The sequence below is a fragment of the Propioniciclava sp. MC1683 genome (genome assembly GCF_014164675.1).
In the GTDB taxonomy this organism is placed as follows: domain Bacteria; phylum Actinomycetota; class Actinomycetes; order Propionibacteriales; family Propionibacteriaceae; genus Propioniciclava.
In genome coordinates, this window is sequence record NZ_JACJFX010000009.1 from 21,921 (window position 1) to 42,189 (window position 20,269).

At 69.9% G+C, this 20,269-nt stretch carries 20 protein-coding genes; 10 read left to right on the forward strand and 10 right to left on the reverse strand.

Annotated elements, in window-relative coordinates; genetic code table 11:
* Position 1: 1 nt before the first annotated feature.
* From rfbB to H5397_RS07765, 4 genes are all read right to left on the reverse strand, one after another.
* A complete protein-coding gene (gene rfbB / locus H5397_RS07750; protein ID WP_182816281.1) occupies positions 2 to 1,000 on the reverse strand; it encodes a dTDP-glucose 4,6-dehydratase in 999 nt (332 codons plus the stop codon).
* 34 nt (positions 1,001 to 1,034) lie between these two features.
* Positions 1,035 to 2,897, reverse strand: coding sequence for a translational GTPase TypA (typA, locus tag H5397_RS07755; RefSeq protein ID WP_182816283.1), 1,863 nt, complete (start codon positions 2,895 to 2,897; stop codon positions 1,035 to 1,037).
* A 101-nt stretch (positions 2,898 to 2,998) separates the two neighbouring features.
* Complete coding sequence (locus tag H5397_RS07760; protein ID WP_182816285.1) at positions 2,999 to 4,267, reverse strand: hypothetical protein; 1,269 nt, start codon at positions 4,265 to 4,267, stop codon at positions 2,999 to 3,001.
* Positions 4,264 to 5,256, reverse strand: a complete 993-nt coding sequence (locus H5397_RS07765; protein ID WP_182816287.1) for a glycosyltransferase family A protein — start codon at positions 5,254 to 5,256, stop codon at positions 4,264 to 4,266. The genes H5397_RS07760 and H5397_RS07765 overlap by 4 nt, the downstream gene beginning before the upstream one ends.
* Positions 5,257 to 5,336: 80 nt before the next feature.
* Here H5397_RS07765 and H5397_RS07770 point away from each other — a divergent pair, with 80 nt between their 5' ends.
* The 4 genes from H5397_RS07770 to H5397_RS07785 are packed head-to-tail and all read left to right on the forward strand — an operon-like array spanning position 5,337 to position 9,158.
* Complete coding sequence (locus H5397_RS07770) at positions 5,337 to 6,440, forward strand: UDP-N-acetylglucosamine 2-epimerase (RefSeq protein WP_220492108.1); 1,104 nt, start codon at positions 5,337 to 5,339, stop codon at positions 6,438 to 6,440.
* 32 nt (positions 6,441 to 6,472) lie between these two features.
* Positions 6,473 to 7,075 carry an acyltransferase gene (locus H5397_RS07775; RefSeq protein ID WP_182816289.1) on the forward strand — a complete coding sequence of 201 codons (603 nt, stop codon included), beginning with the start codon at positions 6,473 to 6,475 and terminating at the stop codon, positions 7,073 to 7,075.
* Positions 7,075 to 8,172, forward strand: a complete 1,098-nt coding sequence (locus H5397_RS07780) for a DegT/DnrJ/EryC1/StrS aminotransferase family protein (protein WP_182816291.1) — start codon at positions 7,075 to 7,077, stop codon at positions 8,170 to 8,172. Before H5397_RS07775 ends, H5397_RS07780 begins: the two co-directional genes overlap by 1 nt.
* Positions 8,172 to 9,158, forward strand: coding sequence for a Gfo/Idh/MocA family protein (locus H5397_RS07785; protein WP_182816293.1), 987 nt, complete (start codon positions 8,172 to 8,174; stop codon positions 9,156 to 9,158). Before H5397_RS07780 ends, H5397_RS07785 begins: the two co-directional genes overlap by 1 nt.
* Positions 9,159 to 9,165: 7 nt before the next feature.
* Here H5397_RS07785 and H5397_RS07790 read toward each other — a convergent pair whose 3' ends face one another.
* The 3 genes from H5397_RS07790 to H5397_RS07800 are packed head-to-tail and all read right to left on the reverse strand — an operon-like array spanning position 9,166 to position 12,219.
* Complete coding sequence (locus H5397_RS07790) at positions 9,166 to 11,112, reverse strand: DUF6541 family protein (protein ID WP_182816294.1); 1,947 nt, start codon at positions 11,110 to 11,112, stop codon at positions 9,166 to 9,168.
* 10 nt (positions 11,113 to 11,122) lie between these two features.
* Positions 11,123 to 11,497: a DUF2304 domain-containing protein gene (locus H5397_RS07795; protein WP_182816296.1), complete on the reverse strand. Its 375-nt coding sequence runs from the start codon at positions 11,495 to 11,497 to the stop codon at positions 11,123 to 11,125.
* Positions 11,494 to 12,219 carry a glycosyltransferase family 2 protein gene (locus H5397_RS07800; RefSeq protein WP_220492109.1) on the reverse strand — a complete coding sequence of 242 codons (726 nt, stop codon included), beginning with the start codon at positions 12,217 to 12,219 and terminating at the stop codon, positions 11,494 to 11,496. The genes H5397_RS07795 and H5397_RS07800 overlap by 4 nt, the downstream gene beginning before the upstream one ends.
* Positions 12,220 to 12,421: 202 nt before the next feature.
* Between H5397_RS07800 and H5397_RS07805 the strand changes: the two genes are divergently transcribed.
* The 6 genes from H5397_RS07805 (at position 12,422) to H5397_RS07830 (ending at position 18,023) form a co-directional block, all read left to right on the forward strand.
* Positions 12,422 to 13,915 (forward strand): methylmalonyl-CoA carboxytransferase subunit 5S, encoded by a 1,494-nt coding sequence (locus H5397_RS07805; RefSeq protein ID WP_182816298.1) that lies wholly within the window; start codon positions 12,422 to 12,424, stop codon positions 13,913 to 13,915.
* Between the two features lie 5 nt (positions 13,916 to 13,920).
* A complete protein-coding gene (locus tag H5397_RS07810) occupies positions 13,921 to 15,480 on the forward strand; it encodes an acyl-CoA carboxylase subunit beta (RefSeq protein ID WP_182816299.1) in 1,560 nt (519 codons plus the stop codon).
* An 11-nt stretch (positions 15,481 to 15,491) separates the two neighbouring features.
* A complete protein-coding gene (locus tag H5397_RS07815) occupies positions 15,492 to 15,758 on the forward strand; it encodes a hypothetical protein (RefSeq protein ID WP_182816300.1) in 267 nt (88 codons plus the stop codon).
* 18 nt (positions 15,759 to 15,776) lie between these two features.
* Positions 15,777 to 16,142 (forward strand): biotin/lipoyl-containing protein, encoded by a 366-nt coding sequence (locus tag H5397_RS07820; RefSeq protein WP_182816302.1) that lies wholly within the window; start codon positions 15,777 to 15,779, stop codon positions 16,140 to 16,142.
* A gap of 117 nt (positions 16,143 to 16,259) precedes the next feature.
* Positions 16,260 to 16,622 (forward strand): NAD(P)-binding domain-containing protein, encoded by a 363-nt coding sequence (locus H5397_RS07825; RefSeq protein ID WP_182816304.1) that lies wholly within the window; start codon positions 16,260 to 16,262, stop codon positions 16,620 to 16,622.
* A gap of 15 nt (positions 16,623 to 16,637) precedes the next feature.
* On the forward strand, positions 16,638 to 18,023 hold the full coding sequence (locus H5397_RS07830) for a DUF6056 family protein (RefSeq protein ID WP_182816306.1): 1,386 nt from the start codon (positions 16,638 to 16,640) through the stop codon (positions 18,021 to 18,023).
* Positions 18,024 to 18,031: 8 nt separating this feature from the next.
* Here H5397_RS07830 and H5397_RS07835 read toward each other — a convergent pair whose 3' ends face one another.
* Genes H5397_RS07835 through H5397_RS07845 form a run of 3 tightly spaced genes read right to left on the reverse strand, consistent with a single transcriptional unit; the run spans position 18,032 to position 20,239 of the window.
* Positions 18,032 to 19,159 (reverse strand): hypothetical protein, encoded by a 1,128-nt coding sequence (locus tag H5397_RS07835; protein WP_182816308.1) that lies wholly within the window; start codon positions 19,157 to 19,159, stop codon positions 18,032 to 18,034.
* Positions 19,137 to 19,556, reverse strand: coding sequence for a DUF2304 domain-containing protein (locus tag H5397_RS07840; RefSeq protein WP_182816309.1), 420 nt, complete (start codon positions 19,554 to 19,556; stop codon positions 19,137 to 19,139). Before H5397_RS07840 ends, H5397_RS07835 begins: the two co-directional genes overlap by 23 nt.
* On the reverse strand, positions 19,556 to 20,239 hold the full coding sequence (locus tag H5397_RS07845) for a glycosyltransferase family 2 protein (RefSeq protein WP_182816311.1): 684 nt from the start codon (positions 20,237 to 20,239) through the stop codon (positions 19,556 to 19,558). The genes H5397_RS07840 and H5397_RS07845 overlap by 1 nt, the downstream gene beginning before the upstream one ends.
* Between the last annotated feature and the right edge of the window lie 30 nt (positions 20,240 to 20,269).

The following is a 20,269-nucleotide window of genomic DNA, read 5'->3' on the forward strand; positions in this document are numbered from 1 at the left end:
GTCACTGACCCGATTTCGCGTACTTGGCCTCCGTGGCTTCCTTCATCGGACGCCACCAGGCCTCGTTGTCGCGGTACCAGTCGATGGTGGCGGCCAGCCCGTCCTCGAAGGAGGTGTAGGCCGGCGTCCACCCCAGTTCGGTACGCAGCCGCGTCGAGTCGATCGCGTACCGCAGGTCGTGCCCCGGGCGGTCGGTGACGTGCTCGTACGCGTCCGCCGGGTGACCCATCAGGCGCAGGATCATCTCGACCACGGCCTTGTTGTTCATCTCACCGTCGGCGCCGATGAGGTAGGTCTCGCCGATGCGGCCGGCGTCGATGATCCGCAGCACCGCGCTGTTGTGGTCGTCGACGTGGATCCAGTCGCGGACGTTCTGCCCGGCCCCGTACAGCTTGGGGTGCACCCCGTCGATGAGGTTGGTGATCTGCCGGGGGATGAACTTCTCCACGTGTTGGTAGGGCCCGTAGTTGTTCGAGCAGTTGCTCAGAGTGGCCTGCACACCGAACGAACGCACCCACGCGCGCACCAACAAGTCACTGCCGGCCTTGGTCGCCGAATACGGCGAGGACGGGTTGTAGGGCGTCCACTCGTGGAACCGGTCCGGGTCGTCCAGCTCCAGGTCGCCGTACACCTCATCAGTACTGATGTGGTGATACCGGACGCCGTGCTTGCGCACCGCCTCCAACAACACGAACGTGCCCACCAGGTTGGTCTGGACGAACGGAGACGGGTCGTTCAACGAGTTGTCGTTGTGCGACTCGGCCGCAAAATGCGCCACCACATCCGCACCCGCCACCAAGCGGTCCACCAGCCCGGCATCACAGATGTCGCCCTCCACGAGCGTGACCCGGTCGGCGGGCAGGCCGTCCAACGACTCCCGCCGGGCCGCGTACGTCAGCTTGTCCAGCACCACCACCCGATGGTCGGTGTGCTCCACCAAGTGGCGCACGAAGTTCGAACCGATGAACCCGGCACCACCGGTCACGAGGTAGCTGCCCACGCGGACAGCCTATCGAGACCGGTGGACGGTGGGGTCAGGCGTCCTTCTTGGCGCGGTTGCGCTCCTTGGCGCGCTCATGGGCGACGAGCGTCGTCTTGCGCATCCGCACGGCGGCCGGGGTGACCTCGAGGCACTCGTCGGCGCGGCAGAACTCCAGCGCCTGCTCCAGGGAGTGCACCCGCGCGGGCACGAGGCGCTCGAGCTCGTCGGCGGTGGAGGAGCGCACGTTGGTGAGCTTCTTCTCCTTGGTGGGGTTGACGTCCATGTCGTCGGGGCGGGAGTTCTCGCCGACGATCATGCCCTCGTAGACCTCCTCGCCGGGGGCGACGAACATCGAGCCGCGCTCCTGCAGGTTGAACAGCGAGTAGGCGGTGACCTTGCCCATGCGGTCGGCGACCAGCGAGCCGGTCTGGCGGGTCTTGATCTCGCCGGCCCACGGCTCGTAGCCCTCGAAGACGTGGTGCATGATCCCGGTGCCGCGGGTCTCGGTGAGGAACTCGGTGCGGAACCCGATCAGGCCGCGCGCGGGGACGATGAACTCAAGGCGCACCCAGCCGGTGCCGTGGTTGACCATCTGCTCCATGCGGCCCTTGCGGGTGCCCATGAGCTGGGTGACGGTGCCGAGGTGCTCCTCGGGGACGTCGACGGTCAGCCGCTCGACCGGCTCGTGCTGCTTGCCGTCGATCGTGCGCATCAACACCTCGGGCTTGCCGACGGTGAGCTCGAAGCTCTCCCGCCGCATCATCTCCACGAGGATGGCCAGCTGCAGCTCGCCGCGGCCCTGAACTTCCCAGGTGTCGGGCCGGTCGGTCGGGTTCACCTTGATCGAGACGTTGCCGACCAGCTCCTGGTCCAGACGGGCCTTGACCAGCCGCGCGGTCAGCTTCTTGCCCGACTTGCCCGCCAGCGGAGAGGTGTTGATGCCGATCGTCATCGAGATCGACGGCTCGTCGACGTGGATGAGCGGTAGCGCGATCGGGTTGGCCGGGTCGGCCAGCGTCTCGCCGATGTTGATCTCGGGGATGCCGGCGACGGCCACGATGTCGCCGGGGCCGGCGGTGTCGGCGGCCACGCGCTCGAGGGCGTTGGTCATGAGCAGCTCGGAGAGCTTCACGTTCTGGGAACTGCCGTCGCGGCGGATCCACGTGACGTTCTGGCCGCGCTTGATCGTGCCCTCGATGATGCGGCACAGCGCGAGGCGGCCCAGGTACGGCGAGGAGTCGAGGTTGGTCACGTGCGCCTGCAGCGGCGCGCCCTCGGTGTAGGTCGGGGCGGGGATCGTGTCCATGATCACCTCGAACAGCGGCTCGAGGTTGGCCGAGTCGGGCAGCTCGCCGTCGGCGGGCTGGGTCAGGGACGCCCGGCCGGCCTTGGCGGCGGCGTACACGATCGGGAAGTCGAGCTTGTCGGCCTCCTCGTCGTCGACCAGGTCCATGAACAGGGCGTAGACCTCGTCGACGACCTCGCTGATGCGGGCGTCGGCGCGGTCGACCTTGTTGATCACCACGATGATCGGCAGGTGCTTGGCCAGGGCCTTGCGCAGCACGAACCGGGTCTGGGGGAGCGGGCCCTCCGAGGCGTCCACGAGCAGGAGCACGCCGTCGACCATCTCGAGGCCGCGCTCGACCTCACCGCCGAAGTCGGCGTGGCCGGGGGTGTCGATGATGTTGATGGTGACGTCCTGCCCACCGATGGTGTGCTTGACCGCGGTGTTCTTCGCGAGGATCGTGATGCCCTTTTCGCGCTCGAGGTCCATCGAGTCCATGACGCGCGTCTCGACGTCCTGGTTCTCGCGGAAGGCGCCCGACTGCCAGAGCATGGCGTCCACCATGGTGGTCTTGCCGTGGTCGACGTGGGCGATGATGGCGATGTTGCGCAGGTCGGCGCGTGTGGGCATGCGGGGATCCAGACTGGTTGCGGGGATTGACGCTTGATTCTACGCGCCACACCGGTCGCGACGTTAACCGGCCGACCGGACGCCGGGGCGGGCCGGGCGCCTCACGCGCGTCGGCGCGCCTCCCGCGTGACCGCCACGGACGCCGCGGCCCACGACACCAGGGCACCCACGACGACGCCCGCGGCGGCCCGCATGTCGGGGGCCAGGGGCGCCGCCGCCAGGGTGAGGACGACCGCGATCCCCGCCACCAGCCACACGGTGACGGCCGTCCAGTACCGCTCCAGCGCGATGAGGGCGGCGACGATGAGCAGGGCGACCGCGAGCACGCAGCTGGCCGCCAGCAGGAGGGCGATCACGGCGGGCGCGATGTCGTAGCCGGGGCCCATGTAGAGCCGCAGGGCCCACGGCCCGAGCAGCCAGCCGCCCCCCAGGGCGAGGGCCGCGCAGGCGAAGCCCCCGGCCGAGAGCTTGGCCACGAGGCCGAGGAGGTCCCCCATCCGGCCCGACCGGATCAGGCGCGTGGCGACCGGGACGGCCATCGCCTGGACCGGGGCCAGGGCGACCAGGGGCAGGCGGGCCAGGGTGACCGCGCCGTAGACCGGCGCCATGGCCGCCGAGATGCCGAGGATGGCGGAGGCAACGGCGGGGAAGGCCGTGACCTGGACCGACTGCAGGCCGTTCGCCAGCCCCAGGGCGCCGACCGCGGAACCGACCGACCGGAGGCTGGACCCGCTGGTGTCGGTGCCGAGCTGGCGCAGCACCCGCCCCACGACGGGGACCCAGCCGAAGCAGCCGATCACGATGACCAGGGCGGCCAGCCCGAGCGTGGGCGCGACCCCGCCCAGGACGAACCCGGCGGCGAGGACCAGTCGGAGCAGGGCCTCCAGCACGATCACGCTCACGTAGGCGGTGACCTGGTTGGTGCCTAGGAGGACGGCCCTACTCATGCACTGGACGGCGAAGCCGCCGGTGGCCACGAAGACGAGGGCGGCGACGAGCACCGACTGGCGCAGGAGCTCGCCCACGCCCGGCAGCAGGGCGATCACCAGGACGACCACGACGGCGACGGCGATGGCGAGCCCCGTCACCTGCAGGGCCCGCCCGGGCACGCGGACCCGGTCGAGGTGTGCGTTCGTCGCGAGGCGGACGATCTCCTGCTCGACGGCGGACAGGGCGCTGCCGATGCCGAACACGAGGCCCCACAGGGCGAGGAACTGGGCGGTCTGCTCGGGGGTCACCCAGCGCGAGACCACGCCCAGGAGCACGAACCCCAGCGCGCTCGCGGTGAAGAAGGCCACCGCGATCAGCAGGCCCGACCGCCGGCCCAAGCCCTCCGACCGCGCCTCCTCCGGCTGGTCGGCCGGTGTCATCGCTTGGCTGCCATCACCAGGCCGCGCAGGAACCCCGTCCCGAACACGGCCGTGAAGGGGACCAGCAGGCCGGCCACGGCGGACACCTCGCGCGCCGTGCCGCCCGATGCGCGGGTGGCAGCTGCTGCGGCAGCCGTCGCCGCGGCCACCCCGGCGACGCCGACGGCCGGCTTCCGCACCACGAGGGTCGCGGTCGCGGGGAGCGCCACCCCCAGGGCCGCGAGCAGGCCGATCGCCCGGGACCGGGTGCCGACGTACCCGTCGACGAAGGTGGTGCCGCGGAAGTAGACCTGCTTCAGCCACCGCCGGGCCGAGTCGCGCCCGTAGTAGTCGACGGTGAACGCGGGGTCGATCCCGATCGGGGTCATGCCCGCCACGTTGCGCAGCATCTTGGTGTCGTCGGAGGCGAACCGTTGGTCGGCGAACAGCGAGTCGAACTCACGGCTGGCCTCGATCAGCGTCTCGCGCGGGGCCGCGAAGGCCCCGGTGCCCTTGGGGTAGGCGTCGAAGTCGTCGGGACCGAAGCGGACGACGCGCGGCTGCCTGAAGTAGGCGCGCCAGCCGACCTTCGTGATGCCGTACATGAACGCCGCGTAGGGATTGCCGTCGGTCATCACCTCGACGTGGGCGTTCCACGCCGACGTCGGCTCCTCCGCCAGGTGCCGCCGCAGGGGGACCAGCGAGTCGGGGGAGACGATCACGCGGGAGTCCAGCAGGAAGACGTGCTCGGTGGCCAGGGCGAGGAGCCCGTTCAACCGGGCCGCGAACCGCCCCGCGTTGGCCTGGCGCAGGACGCGTGCCTGCCCCTCGGCCACGAGCTGGTCGATGATGGCGGCCGTCTCGGGACCGCTGCCGTCGTCCACGACCAGCACGTCCAGGGGCCACTCGGCGCGCCGCGCGGCGATGTGCAACGCCTCGACCGAGCGCCGGATCCAGTCGCCCTCGTTGTAGCACGGGATGACGACGCCCAGGGGGTCCGCTGCTGACATGGTCCAACTTTCTCGCGCCTACGTCGTTGGTATCGTAGCCGGGTCCGTCACACGCTGATCCGAGCCCGGAGGCCCCACCCGTGTCCATCGCTTTCGTCGCGGGAACCACCGCAGAGATCATCAAGCTGGCCCCCGTGATGCAGGAGCTGCGTGACCGGGGCATCAGCTACCACCTGTGGAGCACCGACCAGCACGTGTCGGGCATGCGCGAGACCCTCGACAACCTCGGCCTCCCGCAGCCCGACCGCCACCTGCTCCCCGAGGGGCGGCGCAGCCACATCGCCAAGTCGCGCCAGGTCCCGGGTTGGGTGGCGTCGATCCTGCTCGGCGCACTGCGCGACCGGCGTGCCCTGAAGGCGGACCTGCGGGACGGGACGAAGCCCATCGTGGTGGTCCACGGGGACACCTTCACCACCGTGCTGGGCGCCCTCATCGGGAAGCTCGTCCGCGCCCGTGTCGGGCACGTGGAGGCCGGCATGCGCAGCGGCGACATCCGCCACCCCTTCCCCGAGGAGCTGAACCGGCGCATCGTGGCCCAGCTGGCCACGCTCCACTACGCGCCCACCGCCCGCGAGGTGGCCAACCTCCGCCGGGAGCGCGCACGCGGCGAGATCCTGGACACGGGCGCGAACACCGCGGTGGACGCCCTGCGCACCATGCTGGAGGCGGCCCCGGACGAGCAGGGCCTCCCCGAGAGGTTCGGCCTCGTCACCCTGCACCGGTTCGAGCTCGTCACCGACTCCAAGGCGTTCCGCGAGATCCTCCAGGCCCTGTCGGCGAGCGCGACGGCCGAGCAGCCGCTGCTGATGGTGGCGGGCCAGGCCGAGCGGGCCAAGATCGACGAGCTCGGCCTGGGCGGCCTGTTCGGCGAGCACTTCCGGCTGATGCCCAAGCGTCCCTACGCCCAGTTCCTGCCGCTGGTGAAGGCGGCCAGCTTCGTCGTCACCGACTCGGGCGGTCTCCAGCAGGAGTGCGCCGTCCTGGGCAAGCCGTGCGCCGTGCACCGCGAGCGCACCGAGTCCCACCAGGGGTTGGGCGAGAACGTGCTGCTCACGAAGCTCGACACCGGGGCGGTGAAGCGCTTCATCGCCGACTGGGAGTCCTACCGGCACCCCTCGACCCTCCACGTGCACCACCCCTCGCAGCGGGTGGCGGACAGTCTCGCGTCAGCGCTGAAGGGATAGAGTTCCTGCTGACGCGAGAGTGAGGACCGGACGTGGCTCGAATCGTTCCCAGTGCAGATGTGGCGGACTCCGCACGGATCGGGGAGGGGTCGTCGATCTGGCATCTCGCCCAGGTCCGCGAGGACGCGGTGCTCGGCGAGAACTGTGTGGTCGGGCGGGGTGCCTATGTGGGCACCGGTGTGGTCATGGGTGACAACTGCAAGCTGCAGAACTATGCGTTGGTCTACGAGCCGGCGCGGCTGGAGAACGGTGTGTTCGTGGGCCCGGCCGCGGTGTTCACCAACGACCACTACCCGCGGGCGATCGAGCCGGACGGCCGGATCAAGCGGGCTGATGACTGGGAGCCGGTCGGGGTGACGTGCCTGGAGGGGTCGGCGATCGGTGCGCGTGCGGTGTGCGTGGCGCCGGTGACGATCGGGCGGTGGGCGATGGTGGCCGCCGGTGCGGTCGTGATCAAGGACGTGCCCGACTTCGCGCTCATGGTGGGGGTCCCTGCCCGCAGGGTGGGGTGGGTCGGACGCCGCGGCGTCCCGTTGCAGGCTTCCGAGGAGTCGGGGCACTGGGTGTGCCCGGCCTCGGGTGACCGGTTCGTCGAGGACGGGCCGGATCGACTGATCGAACTGGAAGGCAACTGATGAACAACCCGGGTGACTTCATTCCCCCCGCGAAGCCCCTGATCGGCGACGAGGAGCGGGAGGCGGTCGATCGCGTGTTGCGGTCGGGCATGTTGGCCCAGGGTCCCGAGGTGAAGGCGTTCGAGGAGGAGTTCTCGGCGCACTTCGGTCTGGGTCGCGCGTGCGTGGCGGTGAACTCGGGCACGTCCGGCCTGCACCTGGGCCTGCTGTCGAGCGGCATCGGTGCCGGTGACGAGGTCATCGTGCCGTCGTTCACGTTCGCGGCGACCGCGAACTCGGTGGCTTTGACCGGTGCGACGCCGGTGTTCGCCGACATTGCGCTGGATGACTACACGCTGGACCCCGCTGCGGTGGAGGCGTCGATCACCGAGCGCACCAAGGCGATCATGCCGGTGCACCTGTACGGGCACCCGGCGAAGATGAAGGAGCTGCGTGAGATCGCGGACCGTCACGGCCTGATGATCTTCGAGGACGCGGCCCAGGCACACGGTGCGTCGCTGGATGGCACGCCGGTCGGCGCCTTCGGGACGTTCGGCATGTTCTCGCTCTACCCGACCAAGAACATGACCTCGGGCGAGGGCGGCATGGTCTCCTGTGTGAACGAGACGGTCGAGCGCAACGTGCGCCTTTACCGCAATCAGGGGATGTTGCAGCAGTACCACAACGAGGTCGTCGGGCTGAACAACCGGATGACCGACATCCACGCGGCGATCGGCCGGGTGCAGCTGACCAAGGTCGACGGGTGGACCCAGCAGCGGCAGGACAACGCGGCGTTCCTCAGCAGCAACCTCGAGGGCGTCGTCGTCCCGGCGGTCGGCGAGGGTGCCGTGCACGTCTACCACCAGTACACGATCCGGGTCGCGGAGGACCGCGACGGACTGTCCAAGGCCCTGCGCGAGGAGTACAACGTCGGGTCGGGCATGTTCTACCCGGTGCCGAACCACCGCCTCAAGCCGTTCCAGGTCGACAAGGACCTGCCGAACACCGAGCAGGCGGCGCGCGAGTGCCTGTCGCTGCCGGTGCACCCGTCGCTGTCGCAGGGTGACCTGGAGCGCATCGTGGCCGCGGTCAACGCGCTGGTGAAGGCGGGTGCGTGATGGCGAACCTGCGCGCCGGCCTGGTCGGCATGGGCATGATGGGCCGCCACCACGCCCGGGTGCTCGGCTCCCTGGAGGGGGTCGACCTGGTCGGCATCGTCGACCCCGACGGTGACAAGTTCAAGGCCGCCGGCGGCCGTCCGGTCTACGACACGGTCGACCAGCTGCTGGAGCAGAAGATCGACTACGCCATGGTCGCAGTGCCGACCGTGCTGCACGAGGAGGTGGGCCTCAAGCTCGCTGCGGCTGGCGTCCACGCCCTGCTGGAGAAGCCGCTGGCTCCCAGCGTCGAGGCGGCGACGCGGCTCCAGGAGGCCTTTGATGCGGCTGGCCTGATCGGTGGTGTGGGGCACATCGAGCGCTACAACCCGGCGGTGCAGCAGGCGCAGAAGCGGATCGAGGCGGGCGAGCTGGGTCGCATCCTGCAGGTCAACACGCGCCGGCAGGGTCCGTTCCCGGGTCGGATCGCCGACGTCGGGGTCGTCATGGACCTGGCCACCCACGACATCGACCTGACCCAGTACGTGACGGGTTCGACCTACCGTCGCGTGGGCGCGGAGACGGCGTTCCGGTCGGGCCGCGAGCACGAGGACCTCGTCGCCATCACGGGCCAGCTGACCAACGACGTCGTCGCGAACCACCTGGTCAACTGGCTGACCCCGTTCAAGGAGCGGGTCTCGATCGTGCTCGGCGACGAGGGTTGCTTCGTGATCGACACCCTCACGGCCGACCTGACCTTCCACCGCAACGGCACCCAGGAGACCGAGTGGGTCGACCTGGCCCAGTTCCGGGGTGTGTCGGAGGGCGACTCGATCCGTTACGCCTTCCCCAAGCGGGAGCCGCTGCTCGTCGAACACGAGAACTTCCGCGACGCCGTCCTCGGCGTCGGCGGCACGGTGGTGACCTTCGCGCAGGGCGTCCACACCATCCAGGTGGCCTCCGCCGTGCTGGAGTCGTCGCAGGGTCACGGCGAGATCGAGCTCTGAGGCGTCGTCACCCGCAGGCGGTGATCTCGTAGAGGCGCGAGTGCCCGTCGCGGGCCACCTCGCGGAATCCGCGCGCGGTACTGATCTGGTCGAGACCACGCATCGTGGGCATCGCTGCGGCGTGCTCGATGTTGCCCCCGAGGTCGAGCACATACCTGACGTGCGCCTCGCGGAGGATCGGGCACACCGTGGGGTCGGTGGCCGCCTCGTCGAGGTTCACCGCCACGGTGCGACGGGCCGGCGTCTCCTCGTAGTAGAAGTGCGGCAGCAGGACGTGGCGGCCGATGAGTGCGTAGGTCAGCGAGGACCCGTCGCCGGGATAGTTGGCGATCACGGCGTCCTCGGGGACGATGCGCTGCGCCTGTTGCAGCAGTCGGAACTCCGAGGGGGTGATCATGGACGAATCCTCATCGAACCGGTAGGCGTCCGCGGCCTGCTTGCGGGCCAGGTTCATGCCCTCGGTGTGCTGCGTGCTCTGGGCGAGGCCCACCACCACCAGGATGCCGACGACCACCGCCAGCCACGGGCGCGCCAGCCCCTTGAGTGCGCCGACCTCACCGAGCCGTTGCTGGATCGTCACGACGAGGTGGTCCAGGCCGAGGACGGCGAGGGGGAGCGCGACCACCGGGAGGTTCGCGACGAACCGGTGGAAGTCGTTGTACCAGATGCCGACCAGCATCAATCGGTACTCGTCGGCCGGGAAGCTGGCGGCGACGATGAAGAAGTAGGCGACCACCCCCCAGATGGCCACGAGCCAGCCCAGGCCGCGTCGCACCGCCGCGTACCACCCCACGATCATCAGCAGGCTCACGACCCACGAGGCCAGGCCGTCGGTGGTCGCGTTCGTGACGGCGATGCCGGCGGCCGCCGGCGTGTCGAAGGCGGCCGCCCAGGAATCCAACGGGGTGCCGGGGCGAAGCACCGGCCAGGCCGCGACGACCAGCACCACGTACGCGAGGGCGCCGAGCATCGTGGCGACGCCCCGCCGGCCCCATGTTGCGCGAGGCCGGTTCAGGACGCGCAGGCCCACCATCGCGGCCATGATGCCGGTGACCAACAGCATCAGCATGACCACATTCGGGTGCGACAACACGAGCCCGGGCAGCAGGGCCATCCCGAGGATGGTCATGCGGGGCGCGTCGAGCCACACGTCCTGCCCGAGGCGGCCGAGTTGCACCGCGATGCCGAGGGCGATCGGCAGGATCGACAGGCCGAGGATGTTCGGGTGGAGGGGGCCGAAGTCGAGGATGCGCAGGGGGAAGGCGGGGAACGCCGCCGCCAGCACGCCGACGGGCACGACGACGAGCGGGTTGGGTCGAAAGATGCTGCGGACGAGGAAGAGCGCCGACATCGGCCAGATGATGGTCACGATCGCCAGCACGGTCGCGTTGGAGGCCGCGTTGATGTGGCCCCCGTTGCCCTGCATGACGAGTGCGGCGACGTCGTGGAACGCGGCGGGGTAGAAGCCGCCCTGGGTGCCATTGAGGTTCGCGACCGTCAGCGATGAGCCGTCGCCGCTGTCGACGATGGAGCGGATGGCGTTCAGGTGCCACACATTGTCGAACCGCTGGGCCATGAACTCGGGGCGCTGGAAGGCCTCGACGAGGTTCCAGGCCAGCAGGCCCGCGCCCGTGGCCGCGGCCAGCCACCACACGCTGGGCGCCGCGGGGAACTCGAGGCGTGCCCCGGTGAACCGGCGATCGCGCCACCACCCGAAGGCCGCTGCCACCACGAGGAACACGACCAGCCCGACCGCGGGGACGAGCCCGTTGAACCGCACGCCGATGAGCTGGGCGACGACGGCGGTGACGGACACGAGGGTGATCGAGACCATGGGTGCGAGGGCAACGGCGAAGAAGCCGCGCATGCGGCCGACGAGGACCACGGCCAGGCCGGGGACCAGCAACCAGGCGGCTGCGATCAGGTAGCTCGGCAGGAACCCGAGCCAGGTCATCGGTTCCATGTCAGCCCCGCGCCGGAGGGTCGGTCGGCTCGGGCTCCTGACGGGTGACCCGGTCGAGGCGTTCGTTGAGCAGGGCCACCTCCTCGCTGAGGGTGCGCGTCTCGTCCTCGAGCTTCGACACCTCCAGCGAGAGGTGCAGGGTGACGCCGAACAGCAGCAGGATCGAGGCGAAGAACAACAGGTTGGAGGGGAGGATCACGCCCAGCCACGCGGCGATGATCTCGAGCAACCCCGGCCAGAGCGTGACGACGACGATCGCCGCGCTCACGATGAGCCACAGGGCGGCGTACTTCTCGCGCATGCGCCCGGACCGCAGGATCATGAAGATCGTCGCCACCACGACGAGGGCGACGACCAGGAAGGCGATGCCGCTCATCCGGTGTCCCCCCTGGCACGGGTGCGGCGCGTCGCCGCGATGAGGAGCGCGAGCAGGGCGCGCATCAGGTAGACGGCGGCCTTCCACGGGTGGGCGCTCGGCGTCCCGCCCTGCCTGGGGCGCATCGCGACGGGTACCTGGGTGACCGTGTATCCGGACCGCACGGCCGTCATCAGCGAGTCGACGGTGTCGCCGAGGTACTCGGCGGGGTAGTGGCGGGTGTACTGCGCGATCGCGGCCCGGTTGGCGGCACGGAACCCCGAGGTGACGTCGGTGAGCTTCACCTTGGCCACCGCCGACAGCGACGCAGCGAGCAGGCTCATCGCCCACCGGCGCGGGCCGCGCGCGTCGTACTCGCCCTTGCCGGCGAAGCGGGCGCCGATCGAGATGTCGGCGTCGGCCAGGCCAGCCAGGACGCGCGGGATGTCGGCGGGGTCGTGCTGGCCGTCCGCGTCCACCTGGATGGTTTGGTCGTACCCCTCGCGCCAGGCGTACTTGTAGCCGGCCCGCAGGGCGCCGCCCACGCCGAGGTTGTACGGCAGGCGCAGCACGTGGGCGCCCGCGGCCGCGGCGCGTTCGGCCGTGTCGTCGGTCGAGCCGTCGTCGATGACGAGGAGGTCGACCTCGGGGCAGGTGGCGATGACCTCGGCCACCGTCGAGCCGATCACCACCGACTCGTTCCACGCGGGCATGACGACCAGCGTGCGCAGCCGATGGTTCATGGCACCCCTTGTCTCTGGAACGCCCCCAAGCTTACCGGTCGCGGGCCCTGCGGCAGGGCACGGCGTGCCGCTTCATCGGCGGCTCTCGGCCGTCCCGCTTGGCGGGCCTTCGGCGTCCGGATGTTGGACGCAGGACAGCCACGCCTCGGGATTATTCGTTACTCCGACGACATGTAGTAACCGGGGTGGCATGATAGGCACCATGAGCCCACGAACCATCGGCGTGACTGAACTTGCTCTGCGCGACGCGCACCAATCCTTGATGGCGACCCGCATGGCCCTGGAGGACATGGTCGACGCTTGCGAGGACATCGACAAGGCCGGCTTCTGGAGCGTCGAGTGCTGGGGTGGTGCGACCTACGACGCCTGCATCCGCTTCCTGAACGAGGACCCTTGGGAGCGCCTGCGGACGTTCCGCAAGCTGATGCCCAACAGCCGCCTGCAGATGCTGCTGCGCGGCCAGAACCTGCTCGGCTACCGCCACTACGAGGACGGGGTGGTCGAGCGCTTCGTCGAGAAGTCCGCCGAGAACGGCATGGATGTCTTCCGCGTGTTCGACGCCCTGAACGACCCCCGCAACATGGCCCAGGCCATGCAGGCGGTGAAGAAGACCGGCAAGCACGCCCAGGGCACCATCTGCTACACGATGTCGCCACTGCACACGACCGAGGGCTACATCAAGCTCGCCGGCCAGCTCATCGACATGGGCGCCGAGTCCATCGCGCTCAAGGACATGGCCGCCCTGCTGCAGCCGCAGCCCGCCTACGACATCGTCAAGGGCATCAAGGACACCTACGGCGACGTCCAGGTCAACGTGCACTGCCACTCGACCACGGGCGTGACCCTGGTCAGCCTGATGAAGGCCATCGAGGCCGGCGCCGACGTGGTCGACACCGCCATCAGCTCCATGAGCCTCGGCCCTGGCCACAACCCGACCGAGTCGCTCGTCGCGATGCTCGAGGGCACCGGGTACACCACCGACCTCGACATGGACCGTCTGCTGCGCATCCGCGACCACTTCGCGAAGGTGCGCCCCAAGTACGCGCAGTTCGAATCGGCGACCCTGGTCGACACCGACATCTTCTCCAGCCAGATCCCCGGCGGCATGCTGTCCAACATGGAGAGCCAGCTCAAGGCCCAGGGTGCGGGCGACCGCATCAAGGAGGTCATGGCCGAGGTTCCCCTGGTCAAGGCGGACGCCGGACACCCGCCGCTGGTGACGCCCAGCTCGCAGATCGTCGGCACCCAGGCGGTGTTCAACGTCCTGATGGGCAAGTACAAGGTGCTCACCGGCGAGTTCGCCGACCTGATGCTCGGCTACTACGGCGAGTGCATCGGGGAGCGGAACCCCGAGGTCGTCGAGGTCGCCCGCGCACAGACCAAGAAGGAGCCGATCACGCAGCGTCCGGCCGACCTGCTCGAGCCCGAGTGGGACAAGCTGGTCGCGGAGGCCACGGCCCTGCCGGGCAACGACGGCTCCGACGAGGACGTGCTGACCTACGCCATGTTCCCCTCGGTCGCGCCCGGCTTCTTCGCCTCCCGCGCCGACGGCCCCAAGAACGTCGGCAAGACCCCCGAGCAGATGGCCAAGGCCGCCGAGTCGGCCAAGGACGCCGCGGGTGCGGTCAAGGGCCCCATCTCCTACACGGTCACCCTGGGTGGCCGCGAGCACTCCGTCACGGTCGAAAGGGCCTGAACACGATGACCAAGAAGACGCCCTCCATGGGCAAGCAGGTCGAGAAGCTGAACGAGGCCCGGGTCGCCACCCGCCTCGGCGGCGGGGAGGCGCGCCTCCAGAAGCAGCGGGACGCCGGCAAGCTGACCGCGCGCGAGCGCGTCACAGCGCTGGTGGACGAGGGCACGTTCCAGGAGATCGGCCTGTTCCGCCGCAACCGCACCACCGCCTTCGGGATGGACGCCGCCGACATGCCCGCCGACGGTGTCGTCACCGGCACCGGGGCCGTGTTCGGCCGCCCGATCCACGTGGCCAGCCAGGACTTCACGGTCGTCGGCGGCTCGGCGGGTGAGACCCACAGCCTCAAGGTCGTGCAGATGATGGAGGCCGCCATGAAGTGCGGCACGCCCTTCGTCTTCATCAACGACTCCGGCGGTGCCCGCGTGCAGGAGGGCATCGACTCGCTGCACGGCTACGGCGCGGTGTTCTACACCAACGTCGAGCTCTCCGGCGTCGTGCCGCAGATCTCGATCATCTCCGGCCCGTGCGCCGGCGGCGCGGCCTACAGCCCGGCGCTGACCGACTTCATCATCCAGACCCGCAAGGCCCACATGTTCATCACGGGCCCGAGCGTGATCAAGCAGGTCACCGGCGAGGACGTCACCCAGGACGTTCTGGGTGGCGCCGACACCCATCAGGCCGTCTCCGGCGTCAACCACTTCGTGGTCGACGACGACGAGCAGGCCGTGCTGGTGGCCAAGAAGCTGCTCAGCTTCCTGCCGCAGAACAACACCGAGGACCCGCCCGAGGTGGAGCCCGACCGCTACGTCGAGCACGACGAGTCGATGTACGACCTGGTCCCCACCGACGGCAACAAGGGCTACGACGTCCGCGACGTCATCGGGCGCATCGCCGACCACGGCGACTTCCTCGAGGTCCAGGCCGGCTACGCCAAGAACATCGTGATCGGCTTCGGCCGCATCGTGGGCAAGACGGTCGGCTTCGTCGCCAACCAGCCGATGGCGATGGCCGGCGTCCTCGACATCAACGCCTCCGACAAGGCCAGCGCGTTCATCCGGTTCTGCAACGCGTTCAACATCCCGCTGGTCACGCTGGTCGACGTACCGGGCTTCCTGCCGGGTGTCGCCCAGGAGCACGGCGGCATCATCCGCCACGGCGCGAAGATGCTGTACGCCTACGCCGCGGCCACGGTGCCGAAGGTCACGGTCGTGCTGCGCAAGGCGTACGGCGGCGCGTACCTCGCCATGTGCGCCAAGGACATGGGGGCCGACACGGTGTTCGCCTGGCCGACCGCCGAGATCGCGGTCATGGGGGCCGAGGGTGCGGCGTCCGTGGTCTTCCGCAAGGAGATCGAGGGTGCCGAGGACCCCGCCGCCCGCCGTGCCGAGCTCGTCCAGGAGTACAAGGACACCTACAGCACGCCGTTCGTGGCGGCCGCCCGTGGGCTCGTGGACGACGTCATCGACCCGGCCGACACCCGCCGCTACATCGCGATGCAGCTGGAGATCCTGGTCAACAAGCGCGAGCTGCGGCCCGCCAAGAAGCACGGCCTCGGGCCGGTCTGATCGGGGCATCCATGTCCGACGACGTCAACGCCCAGCTGCTGGCCGCGGTCAACCGGCTCACCGAGCGGGTGGAGAGCCTCGAGGCCGAGGTCAAGAGCATCAAGCTGCTCAACGCGCAGAACGTGCCCGAGGAGACGGTGGTCGCGATCGCCGCGGCCGTCGCCGCCTACCTCGGCCACCGCGCCAAGCGCCGCCAGGCGCACTTCACGCGGTCGGCGTCGTGGCAGACCACGACCCGCCGTTCCCAGCACGTCCACGCGCCGCTGCACCTGCGGTGATCTGAAAGGCATCACACCATGAAGCTGAAGGTGACCGTCAACAGCATCCCCTACGAGATCGAGGTCGAGGTCGCCGAGGAGGAGAAGCCCGCCGTCGGGTCGATCGTCATCGGTGGCGCCGGGGGCATGAACACCCCGGTCGCGGCCACGGCGTCCGTGCAGGCCACGTCGGCCAACGCGGTCACCGCGCCCCTGTCGGGCTCGGTGTCGCGCATCCTCGTCGAGGAGGGCCAGGCCATCAAGGCCGGCGATGTCCTCTGCGTCCTCGAGGCCATGAAGATGGAGACCGAGATCACCGCGCCGGCCGACGGCAAGGTCGCCCGCATCCTCGTCAGCCGCGGCGACTCCGTCGCGGGTGGCGAAGCGCTCATCGAACTGGGTTGACGTCCCTCCGCCTCGCGCCGCCCGGCGTGAGGCGTGCGGGGTGGCGGTGCAGCCGCAGTAGGATGCGTGTGTTTCGGACGGCTGCCACCACGCGCGGCCGCAACGTCGGGAGGTTCGGTGGCAGGACGTCTGGTTGTGCTGGGGCTCGGTTATGTGGGGTTGCCCCTGGCCCAGGCCGCAGCCCGCGCGGGGTGGCGGGTGGACGGCTTCGACGTGTCGAACCGGGTGGTGCAGTCGCTGAGCGCGGGCGCTTCCCACGTCGACGACCTGTCGGATGCCGACGTGGCCGAGATGCTGGAGCTTGGCTTCCGGGCGTCCACCGATCCCGGCGTGGTCGCGGACGCCGACGTCGCGGTGATCTGCGTGCCCACCCCGCTGGGGGACGGGGGCGCCCCCGACCTGGACGCCATCGCCGCCGCAGCCCCGCTCTTCTTCGACACCCGCGGCGTGAGCCAGGCGCCCGGGGTGGTCCGCCTGTAAGGCGGCGGCCACGTGATGACAGCCGGGAAGGGTTGGGTGGGTTTGGCCGCACGGCAGCAGGGGAGGGCGCTGCGGCTCCTGGTGCTCGTGGTGGCGTTCATCCTGGTCTTCCGCCTGAACCAGATGACCGACTACACCGCCGACGACTTCATCTACCACTACTTCTACCAAGCGGGTACGCCGAATGAGGGCACCCGGCTGCTCACGGGACCCTTCGACATCTTTGGGTCCTTGGCGGTGCATTACCAGGTGCAGAACGGGCGCATGCTCTCGCACTTCATCGTCCAGTTCTTGTGCCTGTTCGACAAGACGGTGTTCGACGTGGCCAACACGCTGGTGTTCCTGGCCCTCGGCTACCTGGTCCTGTGGCACATCCACGGACGCCTCCGCGTCTCGGCCCTGCAGCTGGTGGCCGTGCTGGGGGCGCTCTGGGTCTTCATCCCGTACTTCGGGCAGGCAGCACTGTGGCTGTCGGGATCGGTGAACTACGTGTGGATGGCCGCGGTCATCCTCCTCACCCTGCTGCCCTACCGGCTCCACCGCCCCCGGCAGGTGCCGCCCCGGTGGATGGTCCCCGCCATGCTGGTGGTCGGGCTGGTCGCGGGCAGCACGAACGAGAACAGCGGGGGCGCGTGGCTTCTCATGGCGGGCGCGTTCATGCTCAGCTGGCGGGCCGCGGGCCGACGCGTCCCCCTGTGGGCCTGGGTGGGCGTGGTGGGCGCGGCCGTCGGGCTGTTCCTGCAGCTCGTCGCACCCGGCAACCGAGCGCGCGCCGCCAAGCTGGGCGGTGGTCTGGATGCGTCGAACGCCGCCGAGCGATTCAGCTACATCCTGAAGCTGGCGGCCGAAACCTCCGGGGTGCTGGTGGCGGTGTTCGTCCTGCTGCTGGCCGTGTGCCTGCTCCGCGCCAGGGCGTTCACCGGCGACCTGCCGATCGCCGCGGCGTACGCGGTGGCCGGGCTCGCATCGGGCTTCATCATGGTGGTGACTCCGACGATGCCGCACCGGTCCTGGATCTGGTCGGTGGTCTTCCTCATGGTCGCCATCGGGCTGGTCGCCCGGGTCTGGGGCGCACCTGACCAGGTCAAGCACCTGGCCCTGATCGCGGTGGTCGGGGTCCTGCTGGTGTGGGGTGGGGTGCAGTACGCGGGGGCGTCCGCGTCGATCGAGGAGACGCACCGTGAGGTCGCCGGGCAGCTGCGGGTGATCGAGGAGAACAAGGCGCGGGGCAACCTGGACGTGGTCGTGACCAAGTTCCGCCAGCCCACCAATCGGTACGACGCACTGGCCTACACCGGCAACCTGCGCGACGACCCCGCGGCCTCCTTCAACCAGTGGTACGCCCACTACTACGGGCTGCGCTCGATCACCATCGACAACCCCGACCAGATGTATCGCTGACGGTCCGCCTACAGCGGCCACGCCCAGTAGCCGAGGAAGCCGGCCCAGCCGTCGCGCCAGCCGACCGACCCGGCCGGGGGGCGCGTGGCGAGGTAGGCGGCCACGGCGATCCACGCCCACACCACAACCGGACGCCGCGGCGTCGGCTCCGCGGCGCGCGCCGGCAGCAGCGCTGCGGCGACGATGAGCAGCCCGGTGAACGCCGCCGACGTCCACCGTTGCCAGTCGACCGCTGTGACGTGCACGAACGCGAACCCGGCCAGCGCGGGCAGCCAGGCCAGCCACGTGCCGGGCACGGACACGCGTGACCAGCTCAGCCACCCCGCATGCACGGCGGCCAGCAGCACGGCCCACAGCACCATCAGGACGGCCTTCTCGACAGGGAAGGCGGCGACGACGGCGAAGGAGTCGCGCAGCGAGTCACCGAGGTAGGGCAGCACCGAGTAGTCGGTGTCGGTCGGGCGCTGCAGCAGCGCGACGGTCGCCGGGTCGCGGAGGAGGGCGTCCACCTGCGCGGGGCTGGCCCGCCCCCACAAGAGCACGATCCCGGTGGCGACCCCCGCGGGCGCGAAGATGGCCGCGGCGTTGCGCCACTCGGCCCACCGACCTTCGCGCACGACCAGCGGCAGGATGAACAGCCCGTACGACACGAGCGTGCCCTCGTGCACGAACACCAGGGTGGCGAGCAGCACCGCGGAGGTGATCTGCGCCCAGCGGCGACCACCCCACAACGCCATCATGGCCAGCACGACCAGGCCCAGTTGGTCGGGCCGGTGCTTGTTGAGGGCCGCCTCGAGGGTGAAGGGGCTGGCAGCCAGCAGGAGGGCCAGCCACAGGGCGGGGCCGGTGCCGCGCCGGGCGAGCGCCACGATGACGCCGAGGACGGCCAGGGCGGAGAGGATCGACGTGCCCAGCGCGGCGCCCAGCACCAGCTCGGGTGTGGTCGGGCCGGGCAGGAGCCGGAGGAGCTCGCCGCCGAGACCGCGACGCACGAACCCGTGCTCGTAGGTCACGAGCCAGTAGGACTTCTCGAACTCGCTCGCCCCCGACCGCCACCCCTGGGCGAGCTGCCACACGACCGCAGCGGCGACGGCGACCCGCAGGGCCCGCAGTTCAGCCGCGGGCCTCAGCTCCATCGCCTCCCTCGCGCGCATCGTCCTGCCCCGGGGGCGGCGGCAGCGCGGGCCGGGGCGCCTCGGCGGCCCCGTAGCGCTCGGCCGCCTCCAGCAGGGCGACGCGGCGGGCGAGCCGGATCATCCGGTCGTGCTCCTTCTGCCGGGCGATGTACTGCAGGATCGCGTAGATCACGAACGCGCCGGTGACGCCGTACAACAGCAGGTCAGCCCCGCGGCCGACCCCCATGAGCTGGGCGACCCAGGTGGTCAGGGCCGGGTTGAACACCGTCACGACCATGGCGATGGCGAGCAGCGCGAGGCCAGCCTTCTTCCAGGCGCTGATCGTGCTGGGGCCGCTGGTCAGCATCAGTCGCACCAGGTAGAGGCTCACCAGGACGATGGCGATCTGGACCCACATCAGCGCGCCACCTTGCGCAGCAGGATGTCGAACGCGATGTTGACGGCGTTGATCATCGGCTGGCCCTTCGAGCGCGAGTAGTCGGTGTAGGTGATCTGGACGGGCACCTCCACATAGGTGTACCCCTTCGCGGCGATGATCTCGAGGATCTCGGAGGCGTGGGCCATGTCCGGCACCGTGATCTGGATCTCGTCGGCCACCCGCCGGCTCAACACACGCAGCCCGTTGTGGGTGTCGGTCAGCTTCAGCCCCGACACGGAGTTGCTGAACGCCAGGGCGAGCTTCATCACCAGACGCTTGGCGCGCGGCATGCCGACGGGGGACTCTTCCAGGAAGCGTGACCCCAGCGCCACGTCGGTGCCCTGCTCCTCGATGACCGCGAGCATGCGGCCCACGTCGTCGAGGCGGTGTTGGCCGTCGGCGTCGAATGTCACCACATACCGCACCCCCGGCAGGCCTCGGGTGAACTCGATGCCCGTCTGCAGGGCGGCGCCCTGCCCCATGTTGATCGGGTGGTTGAGCAGGTAGGCGCCGGTGCCCTCGATCTCGGCGGCGGAGCCGTCGCTGCTGGCGTCGTTGACGCACACGACGTGCTCGTACTGCGACCGGACGGCCTCAACCACCTGCCGGACCACCGGCTGTTCGTTGTACACCGGGATCACGACGGCGACATCAGACCTCATTCACGCCATCCCTCACCCGGCCGACACGAC